The organism is Chryseobacterium sp. OV279 (assembly GCF_900128945.1).
Lineage (GTDB): Bacteria > Bacteroidota > Bacteroidia > Flavobacteriales > Weeksellaceae > Chryseobacterium.
This window is the reverse complement of record NZ_FQUD01000002.1, coordinates 1,022,731-1,032,635: the sequence shown is the minus strand read 5'-3', so window position 1 is coordinate 1,032,635 and position 9,905 is coordinate 1,022,731. Positions and strand designations below refer to the sequence as shown.

10 protein-coding genes are annotated in these 9,905 nt (G+C 38.9%); 2 read left to right on the top strand and 8 right to left on the bottom strand.

The window, feature by feature from the left end:
- Window positions 1–396 precede the first annotated feature (396 nt).
- Entirely contained in the window at window positions 397–795 is a 399-nt protein-coding gene (locus BUA72_RS12385; protein WP_072923131.1) for a RidA family protein, read from the bottom strand.
- Between the two features lie 97 nt (window positions 796–892).
- Window positions 893–1,456 carry a Crp/Fnr family transcriptional regulator gene (locus tag BUA72_RS12380; RefSeq protein WP_072923130.1) on the bottom strand — a complete coding sequence of 188 codons (564 nt, stop codon included), beginning with the start codon at window positions 1,454–1,456 and terminating at the stop codon, window positions 893–895.
- Between the two features lie 210 nt (window positions 1,457–1,666).
- Here BUA72_RS12380 and BUA72_RS12375 point away from each other — a divergent pair, with 210 nt between their 5' ends.
- Entirely contained in the window at window positions 1,667–2,857 is a 1,191-nt protein-coding gene (locus tag BUA72_RS12375; protein WP_072923129.1) for a serine hydrolase domain-containing protein, read from the top strand.
- A 62-nt stretch (window positions 2,858–2,919) separates the two neighbouring features.
- Here the strand turns inward: BUA72_RS12375 and mug are convergent, their stop codons facing one another.
- Window positions 2,920–3,420: a G/U mismatch-specific DNA glycosylase gene (mug, locus tag BUA72_RS12370; RefSeq protein WP_072923185.1), complete on the bottom strand. Its 501-nt coding sequence runs from the start codon at window positions 3,418–3,420 to the stop codon at window positions 2,920–2,922.
- Between the two features lie 189 nt (window positions 3,421–3,609).
- Here mug and BUA72_RS12365 point away from each other — a divergent pair, with 189 nt between their 5' ends.
- A complete protein-coding gene (locus tag BUA72_RS12365) occupies window positions 3,610–3,912 on the top strand; it encodes a hypothetical protein (protein WP_072923128.1) in 303 nt (100 codons plus the stop codon).
- Between the two features lie 198 nt (window positions 3,913–4,110).
- Here the strand turns inward: BUA72_RS12365 and BUA72_RS12360 are convergent, their stop codons facing one another.
- The 5 genes from BUA72_RS12360 to BUA72_RS12340 are packed head-to-tail and all read right to left on the bottom strand — an operon-like array spanning window position 4,111 to window position 9,905.
- Window positions 4,111–4,473 (bottom strand): response regulator, encoded by a 363-nt coding sequence (locus tag BUA72_RS12360; protein WP_047456049.1) that lies wholly within the window; start codon window positions 4,471–4,473, stop codon window positions 4,111–4,113.
- A gap of 40 nt (window positions 4,474–4,513) precedes the next feature.
- A complete protein-coding gene (locus BUA72_RS12355; RefSeq protein ID WP_072923184.1) occupies window positions 4,514–5,086 on the bottom strand; it encodes a chemotaxis protein CheB in 573 nt (190 codons plus the stop codon).
- A gap of 10 nt (window positions 5,087–5,096) precedes the next feature.
- The gene (locus BUA72_RS12350; RefSeq protein WP_072923127.1) at window positions 5,097–5,927 is read right to left on the bottom strand and encodes a CheR family methyltransferase; all 831 of its coding nucleotides are present in this window, start codon (window positions 5,925–5,927) and stop codon (window positions 5,097–5,099) included.
- Window positions 5,928–6,293, bottom strand: coding sequence for a response regulator (locus BUA72_RS12345; RefSeq protein ID WP_047456047.1), 366 nt, complete (start codon window positions 6,291–6,293; stop codon window positions 5,928–5,930). It lies immediately after the preceding gene.
- The gene (locus BUA72_RS12340) at window positions 6,294–9,905 is read right to left on the bottom strand and encodes a response regulator (RefSeq protein WP_072923126.1); all 3,612 of its coding nucleotides are present in this window, start codon (window positions 9,903–9,905) and stop codon (window positions 6,294–6,296) included.

Sequence of the window (9,905 nt, the reverse complement as noted above, 5' to 3'; positions counted from 1 at the left end):
AAAAAATCTTTTTTTTTGTCTTCTTTTTTGCAGATGTCCAAGGTTCTTGCACTGATATCAATGCCAATTATTACTTTTTCCATAACTTTGGGTTTAGGTTAAAAAAGGGAAAAGAGATTTTCATTTTTACTCAACTCCTTATAATGGGCCTTAATCCCGTATTTCTATTTGAGTTTTAAATGAATAAAGCATTTAATTCTTTATCAGCCCATGAATCTTATTCGGAGGCGCTCTTAGTTTAATTAAATGCTTTCTCTTTCTCTAAAGTTAATAACTTTTATCCTCTGCTAATCTAAAGGAGGCACTCGAAGCCACCATCACCTATAAACCCAATTTACTCTCAAACCCTCAAACCCTCAAACTCTCCGACACTCCAACTCATAATCCAAATTCAGGTTATTTAACAACCGTTGCTTCCAGTTCTACTTTTAACGTTTCGAATAATCCGGTTACTTCCAGCATCGTTACAGCCTGCTCGATGTTGTGCTTTGCAATCCATTCCTGAAGGATCGGGAAATGGGGCCAAAGTTCTTTTGTGGAAGTCGTATAGATATTTAATCGGACAATTCCCTTACATTCATAATCTGCAGTTCTGATCACCTCTTCCAGATTGGCTATGGCCTGTTCCAGCTGGGATTTCATGTCTTTATCACTGGAGGTACCGTCCGGATCAATGGCGGCCTGACCGGAACAGTATAAAGTTCCTGATGCGTTTTTCACTTCCACTGCCTGAGAATAGCTTCTTTCTTCCTGCCATTTCCATGGATTTACGGTTCTTTTTTCTAATGTAGTCATTGAATTTTGTCTTCTGTTTACTTTACAAAATTGCTCAATAGGTACCATAAATCCGCGTGATTATGATCACGATTATCAAGTGAGAAAAATCACAAATCTAAAGGGAAAGACGGCTTAAAGTTTCTCTGGAAACGCCCAGATAAGCGGCAAGAAGTGACTTTGGAACACGCTGAATCAGAGACGGGTATTTTTCAACCAATTGCTCATACCGTTCTTTGATTCCGACAGTCATTGATGAGATGATACGCTGCTGAGCGGAAATAAATCCCATATAAGCCTTTTCGAGAAAGAAATGTTCCAGTTTTGGAAATGATTCACACAGTTTTCTGTAATCTTCGAGACGGAGACACAATACTTCGGTATCTTCTATGCATTCCAGAGACATGGTTGCATGGGTCTGCTTGTAATACGCCTGAAAATCGGTTTCCCACCAATCTTCCATAGCAAAACCTACAATATGTTCTTTTGCGGTGTCATCCGTATACACAAGCTTTAATAAACCTTTGATCACAAAATAATTACACGTAACCAACTCACCTTCCTGAATGAGAAACTGGTGTTTTTTATATTTTTTACAGGTGAAAAATGATGAAATATGTTCAAACTCCTCATCACTCAACGGAACAATTTTCTCGATATGGGCTCTTAACTTCGTAAACATTCTAAATTTCTGATGTATAAAAGTAATATTTTTCTACGCATTATCTATGCATATTATGGTTTAGAATATACTATCATATAATTCTTTATATTTACAATGGAGACATTAAACTCCAACATTTTTTTGTTCTTCCAGCCTTCTATCTTCCACATGCAGATGTATAGCACAAAAGGGAAAATATAACAGTTGATCATTCATAAATCAAAGAATATGAAATACAATCTGATCTTTATTTTTCTGCTGTTTATAGGAAATCCTGTCTTTTCTCAACTGCAGACGATACGAAAAATCGATGGCACCACTGTAACTCCTTCACAGGTTGATCTCGTAGTAAAAAAACTAATGGATACGGCTCATATTCAAGGGCTCAATCTTGCAGTTCTGAATAACAATAAAACAGTATTTATAAAATCATACGGTTTTAGAAATAAGCCTGAAAAAGCATTGATGGATACTGGAACAATCGTATATGGTGCCTCATTCAGCAAAGCGGTTTTCGGATATCTGATTATGAAACTGACGGAAGAAAAAGTTTTAGCTCTCGACAAGCCTCTTTATCAATATCTGAAAAAGCCAATTGCTGAATATGAGTACTTTTCTGACCTTCAAGGAGACAGCAGGTGGAAATCTATTACGGCAAGAATGTGCCTTGATCACACTACCGGACTTCCAAATGTAAGGTGGTTTCACCCGAAAACCGGAAAGCAGGATACCATCGGAACCATGAAAATTTATTTTAATCCGGGTACAAAATATGCTTATTCCGGAGAAGGATATAAGCTCCTTCAGTTGGTCGTGGAAGAAATTACCGGAAAAAATATAGATGAACTTGCCCGCGAAAAAATATTCAACCCTTTTGCAATGACCAGAACCGGGTATATCTGGCATGAATCATTTGGAGACAGCAATGTAGCAGTAGGACATATGAATAACGGCGATATCAACAAAAAAAAGAAACGTACCGAGCCTGTAGCCGGAGGTTCTCTGGTGACAACTATTGCCGATTATACCCAATTTATTGAAAACATGATGCAGCAGAAAGGAATGAGTAAAAAACTGTACAGGGAAATGCTTTCGCCACAGATTGCTATCTACTCAAAAACTCAGTTCCCTCCTATTCAGGAAGAAACCACCACGGAAAATAAAGCCATTCATCTTTCCTATGGCCTTGGCTGGGGATATTTGAAATGCCCCCGTTATGGGAAAGCTTTCTTTAAAGAAGGCAACGGAATTTCCTGGAGGAATTATAATATCAATTTTCCGGAGAAAGGAATTTCAGTGATCATTATGATCAACAGTGAGAATGGAGAAAAGGTATTTCAGGAACTTGTAGAAACTGTAGTTGGCGATACGTGCATACCCTGGAAGTGGCAGGATTATATTCCTTATAATCAAAAATAGCAGAAAACTTTTAATATGTATTTTTACCGATGAAATACAATGAATTCAAAAGTCAGATCTTTTTATTTTTGAGTCTCAGCATAAAACCCACTGTAATATTCAACCAGATCATCCAATGAAAATCCACGGTTCAGACCGCTGGTATTGGGCAGAACCCAAACGATGGAACCACAGAAATCTTCAGGCTGCAGACCCCATGAAATCTGCTTCTTTTTAGAGAAAGCCTGATAAGCCGCTTTACCTAGAAATACAATATATCTGGGATTAAATTCTGTTATTTTCGTTTTAAAAAATTCTAAGGAACTGTCAAATTCATCTTTTGACAGCTCATCAGCACGGGAAGTAGCTCTTGCTACAGCAGTAGTGAGACCCAATCCAAAATCTAAAAAATCCCTGTCATTCTCCGCTTCAATCTGGTAGGGTGTAAAACCTGACTGGTGCATTACTTTCCAAAAACGGTTGCTTCTCCCTGAAAAATGATGGCCGTCTTCAGCAGATTTCAACCCGGGATTGATTCCACAAAAAATAACAGTAAGGTCTTTGGCTATGATATCTTTTAACATAAATATGAGGCTCTGGTTGTATGGATCCGAGTTTTCAAAGGTCATCCTGAAACTCATCACAGACAGCAAGATAATATTTATTTTAAAATATCCAGTGATCATCTCTGTTGTCGCTGATTATCAATTAAAAAAAAATTAAAAAAACAACTATGGCATGAATATTATTGTATATCTTATAAATACACCAGGATGGAAAATATGTTACAAAATATCGACCTGATCCATCGGTACCTGTCAGTCAGTATAGCAGATCAGTTTCATATCCATGTAGATTTGGAGGGTGAATATATCTTTACACAGAATATTGTTTCTAAAAAGACCATCATCGCCACTACGTTTACGGATAGAGTACTGTCTGACCGTCAGTTGAAATTATTTCTTTCAGCATTGATCACGGAAATTAATAATGGAAAATGCACGGTTGAGCTTATCCGGGAAAGGATCAGACATTTTGAAGAATTACGGCGAAGACCGATGAGAAGGATTATTTAGAAAAAAATCCCTACAATGATGTAAGGATTTTTTTATTATAATTTCAATTGATCATAAGATCTAATTCTTTATTTCTTTATCTGTTCTTTTGCCTTGAAGCAAAATAAACCAAAAGTTCAAGACTGGAAACTTCCTGACTATCTTTTAACCTAAAGCCTTCAGATACAAAGGCTCTTCTTCGTTTGAGATAACAATTGATTATTTTAAATATTTAGCCACTTTATCTTCCAGATCATCCAGATTAAACGGTTTTGCCACATAATCATCGGCCTGAGCTTCTTCAGCCAGTCTTACGATATCATTATTGGCCGTCACATAGATGACAGGAATAGATTTGAACTCATCATGACTTTTTAAAAGTTTGGTCGCTTCTACCCCGCCAATCTTTGGGATCCAGTTGTCCATAAGAATAACATCCGGCTGAAACTGGGCCACTTTTTCCAATATGTCATGAGATGTTTCTGAAATTTCGACCTGATAACCATTCTCTTCGAAAATGATGGTAATAACTTCTAAAATAGTTGTATCATCATCAAAAATCAAAATTTTCTTTGTACTCATAGTAGTTCTATTTAAATCTTTAGTTTATTTAATTTCTCTTTTACAGCTGATTGATATAATCCGCCAAATTATCCGGTTTAATGATCAGGTCATAATCCACTTCCTGTACCGCATGTTTGGGCATATAATCTACTTCAGCGGTTTCCGGTTCCTGGATCCAGACTTTTCCTTTGTTCTTTTTAATAAATCCCAAGCCTTCCACTCCATCTGCATTGGCTCCTGAAAGCAGAACACCGACAAGGCTTTCACCGTACACTTCCGCCGCAGACTTGAAGGTTACATCAATAGACGGTCGGGAATAATTCATCTTTTCGGAGAAATCCAGCGACATCATTTTTTTATCTTCAAATAATAAATGATAATCTGCTGGGACTATATATATTTTATTAATTTCAATTTCCGTTTTGTCATCCACCTCGATCACTTCCATGGGTACAAACTGCTGCAGTAAGGTCTGTAAAACATTGGTTGAGGATGCTTTACGGTGTACCACCAGCAGTATGGGGAAACTCAATTCGGTTTTTATTTTTTTCAGCATTTCCAGAATGACCTGCAGGCTTCCTGCTGATCCTCCTATCACTACCAGTTCTGTCTTTGTGTTTTTAGGTTCCATGGTCAATGTATTAGATATGCTCTGTTTTTTTCCAGATTCGCTGGTCATCGACCTGGTGGTATACTTTATCCAGTTTCGAAAATCTCAGGGTTTCCTTTGATCCTAAAGCCAGGTACCCCAAATTTTCAAGGCTGCTGTCAAAAAGTTTAAAGACGCGTTCCTGCAGTTCCCGGTCAAAATAGATCAGTACATTTCTGCAGATGATCAACTGGAAACTATTAAAAGAGCTGTCTGAAACCAGATTATGAGTGGATAATATCAACTTTTCCTGTAAGCTTTTATCAAATTTTACGCTGTCATAATTGGCTGTATAATAATCTGAAAAATCCTTTTTCCCACCGGACAACATATAGTTCTCTGAATACAGCTTCATCTGCTGCAACGGAAAGACTCCTGCTCTTGCGGTTTCCAAAACGGTAGGATTCAGGTCTGTCCCGTAGATCAGTGATTTGTGATAGAGATTGGCTTCTTTAAGCAAAATAGCCATTGAATAAGCTTCTTCACCCGTAGAACATCCCGCCACCCATATTCTGATCAGCGGATAGGTTCCCAACTGTGGCAAAATCTTTTCTCTCAGCTTTTTAAAGAACAGCGGATCCCGGAACATTTCAGTCACGTTCACTGTGATTTCTTCTACAAAACGTTTCAGGTATTCAGGATCATTGAGAACGGTATACCGCAACTCTGCGAAACTGGTGAACCTGTCGATCAGACAAATCCTGTTGACCCGGCGTTTAAAAGAAGCCCTGCTATACTCGGAAAAATCATACCCATACATCTCATACACATCTTTTATCAAGTATTCTACCTCTTCATCTTTTACGATACTTGGTTCCAGCATTTAAGACAGTTTTTCGATGGCAATCATTAACTGGTCTACATCCACAGGTTTTGAGACATAGTCCTGAGCTCCCACATCCAGGCATTTCTGACGGTCTTCCGGCATGGCCTGAGCTGTAACGGAAATCACAGGAATCTGGCTTATAGACGGTGTGCTTCTAATCATTTTGATGGCTTCATATCCATCCATTTCTGGCATCATCATATCCATAAGGACGATGTCTATTGCCTTTTCTTTTAATATCTGAATGGCTTCCTGAGCCATTGTACAGCTTTCAATCTGATATCCTCTTGATTTCAGCGTCAGCTTCAGTGCAAATATATTACGTGGATCATCGTCCACAATCAAAATCTTTTTATTCATCATTTAACTTTCATATAACCAGACGCGCAGTAAGGACAATAACTGATCGATATCCACCGGTTTTGAGATGTAATCTGAAGCACCTGCCACGATGCATTTTTCACGGTCCCCGATCATGGATTTCGCCGTTACAGCGATGATAGGAAGCCTTGTAAACATCGGCATCTTTCTGATTTCTCTTATGGTTTCATAGCCATCCATTTCAGGCATCATCATGTCCATTAAAATTACGTCTATGTCTTTATGTTCTTTGATCTGCTCTAAGGCGTGTTTTCCGTCCATGGCCACCACGACTTCCACTTTATATTTCTCCAGGGCTTTCGTCAGAGAGAAAATATTTCGGACATCATCATCGGTAATCAATATTTTTTTCCCACTTAATACTTCCGTCAGCGATCCTAAAACTTTGTTCCTTACCGTTTCAATAGAGTTGTTTTTTTCTTCCACCAAATGTAAGAATAAACCTACTTCATCTAAAATTCTTTCGTAAGAATGAGCAGTTTTTACAACAATTGAATCTGCATACTGCTTGATCTTAAGTTCTTCGGATTTGGATAAACTGTGTTCCGTAAAAATAATGATCGGCAGGTTTTCGAGTCCTTCGTGGCTTTTGATGGATTCAATTACCTTGTATTCGCTGCTTCTTGAATCTCCGATATCTAAAATCACACAGTCGATCTGGTCTGAGGTCAATGCTTTCACACTGTCTTCCACATTATTTTCTACGGATAACGAAATATTGAAATTGCTCAGATAGTATGATAATGCTTTGGCATGTTTGGCATTATGCTCTACGATCAAAACTTTTTGAGGAGACATCAGAAGCGCATCTTCAATTTTCTTGAAAACATCTGTCATTTTATCTAAAGCGAGCGGCTTGTTGATGAAGTCGATAGCTCCTTTCATCAAGCTTTCTTTTTCAAGCTGCAGGACAGACATCATGTGCACCGGAATATGTTTCGTTGCAGAATTGGATTTAAGCTCATCCATTACCTTCCAGCCGTCTTTTACAGGCAGCTGAACATCCAGTAAAATGGCCTGCGGATGGTATTGAACCGCTGCAGACAAGGCGTAATCTCCTCTTACCACCACAACTCCCTTATAATTGTTCATACGGGTGTATTTCAGAAGAGCCTTCGCAAAATTGATATCATCTTCTACGATTAAGATCACTTTATCTTCAGCTGTGATTCCATCGCGGTCATCATCTACATCTTCAGGAATTTCAAGGTTTTCCAAATGCAATGCTGTTGAAGCTTCCGTATCTTCCAGGATATTCTGAATTTCTTCCACATCTTCACGAATGGTCGCTACCAGATGTTGATCATTTTCCGGCTGAATAACTTCAGAAACTGCTGTTATAGGAATGATAAGGCTAAATTCACTTCCTTCATCCACTTTACTTTTCAGGGTCAGTTCTCCGCCTAGCAATCGTGCAATTTCACGGCTTATAGAAAGTCCTAATCCGGTACCACCAAATCTGCGTCGTGTAGAACCATCCGCCTGCTGGAACGCTTCAAAAATAATCGCCTGCTTCTCTTCCGGAATCCCGATTCCCGTATCTTTTACGCTGAAAACAATGAAGTCTTTGTTTTCCGTATCTTTTCTTATGTTTAAACTAATGCTTCCTTCTGTCGTAAACTTTATTGCATTGGATAAAAGGTTGCGCAATACCTGATCTACACGAAGTCTGTCGGTTTCAATAGTTTTTTGCACCTCTTCATCCACATGAATATCAAATTTGATCTGTTTCTCCTGAATAATTGGATTAAACAGACTTCTCAGGTCTCTGATGACATCATTCACGACTACATCCTGGTATTCTAGGGTCATTTTCCCGGATTCTATTTTGGCCAGATCTAAAATCTCATCAATAAGCGTCAACAGACTGCTTCCTGAACTCTGGATCACTTTAGCTGATTCTACCTGATCTTCGTTTAGATTTTCATCCGGATTTTCCGCCATTAACCTTGAAAGAAGAAGGATAGAATTCAGTGGTGTTCTCAGTTCGTGGGACATATTGGCCAAAAACTCAGATTTATATTTGGTGCTTAAAGCAAGCTCTTCCACTTTTTTCTGGATCTCCCCGTTTCTCTGGGCGATCATGTGATTTCTTTCTTCAAGAAGTCTTGAACGTTCCTCCAGTTCGGCATTGGCCTGCATCAGCTCTTCCTGCTGTACTTTCAGTTCTTCTTCGGAGGCCTGTAATTTTTGGGTCTGTGCTTCCAGCTCCGTATTCAGGTTTTCCAGTTCGGAATGCTGTACCTGCAGTTCTTCTGACTGCGCCTGGGTTTCTTCCAGTAACTGCTGTTCCTTTTCACGCCCTTTTGCTGCATTTAAAGCAATCCCGATATTTCTGCTGCATTCTTCGAAATAATCCAGTCTGTCCTGATCGAAATCTGAACCGGATCCCAATTCGAGTACACCAATGCAGTGTCCGTCTGCATGGATCGGAAGTAATAAAATTCCGTTTATTTTTATTCTGCTGCTGGCGAAACTTGCCACAAAATCCTCTTCAAGAAGATTGTTGTACACCTGCATTTTTTCATTGGTATAGGCCTGACCTACCATTCCTTCTCCCGGTTCGAAAGTTTTCTTCATGGTATTTTCCAGACCAAAAGCCGTACTCAGCTTAAGGGTTCCTTCATCAAACAGATATAAAGCTCCGTTGATGCATTTCCCATATTCCACAAGCTGGTTTAATGAGGAGTCGGAAACTTCCTTCACTGACTTATTTCCAACTAAAGATTCATTCAGTAAGGCAAGACCTTTCTGGCGCCAGTCGCTTTTATTAATCTTATCAAAAGACTTCTTCAGGGAATCGGTCATGTGATTCAATGAATCTACAAGATCTCCTAAGTCGTCTTCTGCATTATCAACCACTTTCTGACTGTAATCACCATTGGCTACTCTATTTGCAATTTGCTGAATCGCACTTACACGTCTGCTTATTTCAAGATCTTTTGCACGTAATTCGCTTTCTAATTTATCTCTCCGGATCAGATCTGCTCTCAGTTTAATATAAAAGAAAATAGTAACCACCACCGCTGCTATCGCCGAAACGATAATGAACATCACCGTAGTGCTGGATGAACGATTGAGATCTTTATTTTTAATTTCAAGCTGAGCTTCTTCGTACTGAACGAAATCTCGGACGATCTGACGGCATTTATCCATATAGCTTTTGCTCAACAGAATCTGTTGCTGCGTCATCACTATACCGTTTCGTCTGTTCTGAACAAACTGCTTTAAATTCTCAACATTACTGTTTACATTTTTTTCTAAAGCATCCAGACGCTCAAGCTGTTTTCTATCTTTAATGTCTAAAGCCTTTACACGTTCAAACGCCTTTGTATACTCTCCTAAACTACGGTTATAAGGTTCAAGAAAGTTTTCTCTTCCTGTAAGCTGGTAGCCTCTGTTTCCGGTTTCTGCATCGAGTAAAGCAACAAGAACATCTTTTACGCCAGTGATGGATCTTCTGCTTTGAGACAGGCTTTCCCGGTGATCCATCTGTTTCTGGATACTCATATAAGATGCCACTGAACTGGCAATCAGGATCAGTAAAGAAAATGCGACCCCAAACTGAAGATTTCTGATTATTTTTTTCGGCAT

What these genes read in the sequence shown, in the direction of transcription:
- BUA72_RS12385 (WP_072923131.1), bottom strand. Translation starts at nt 795, where the DNA reads ATGACTACATTAGAAAAAAGAACCGTAAATCCATGGAAATGGCAGGAA.
- BUA72_RS12380 (WP_072923130.1), bottom strand. Translation starts at nt 1,456, where the DNA reads ATGTTTACGAAGTTAAGAGCCCATATCGAGAAAATTGTTCCGTTGAGT.
- BUA72_RS12375 (WP_072923129.1), top strand. Translation starts at nt 1,667, where the DNA reads ATGAAATACAATCTGATCTTTATTTTTCTGCTGTTTATAGGAAATCCT.
- mug (WP_072923185.1), bottom strand. Translation starts at nt 3,420, where the DNA reads ATGTTAAAAGATATCATAGCCAAAGACCTTACTGTTATTTTTTGTGGA.
- BUA72_RS12365 (WP_072923128.1), top strand. Translation starts at nt 3,610, where the DNA reads ATGGAAAATATGTTACAAAATATCGACCTGATCCATCGGTACCTGTCA.
- BUA72_RS12360 (WP_047456049.1), bottom strand. Translation starts at nt 4,473, where the DNA reads ATGAGTACAAAGAAAATTTTGATTTTTGATGATGATACAACTATTTTA.
- BUA72_RS12355 (WP_072923184.1), bottom strand. Translation starts at nt 5,086, where the DNA reads ATGGAACCTAAAAACACAAAGACAGAACTGGTAGTGATAGGAGGATCA.
- BUA72_RS12350 (WP_072923127.1), bottom strand. Translation starts at nt 5,927, where the DNA reads ATGCTGGAACCAAGTATCGTAAAAGATGAAGAGGTAGAATACTTGATA.
- BUA72_RS12345 (WP_047456047.1), bottom strand. Translation starts at nt 6,293, where the DNA reads ATGATGAATAAAAAGATTTTGATTGTGGACGATGATCCACGTAATATA.
- BUA72_RS12340 (WP_072923126.1), bottom strand. Translation starts at nt 9,905, where the DNA reads ATGCCGAAAAAAATAATCAGAAATCTTCAGTTTGGGGTCGCATTTTCT.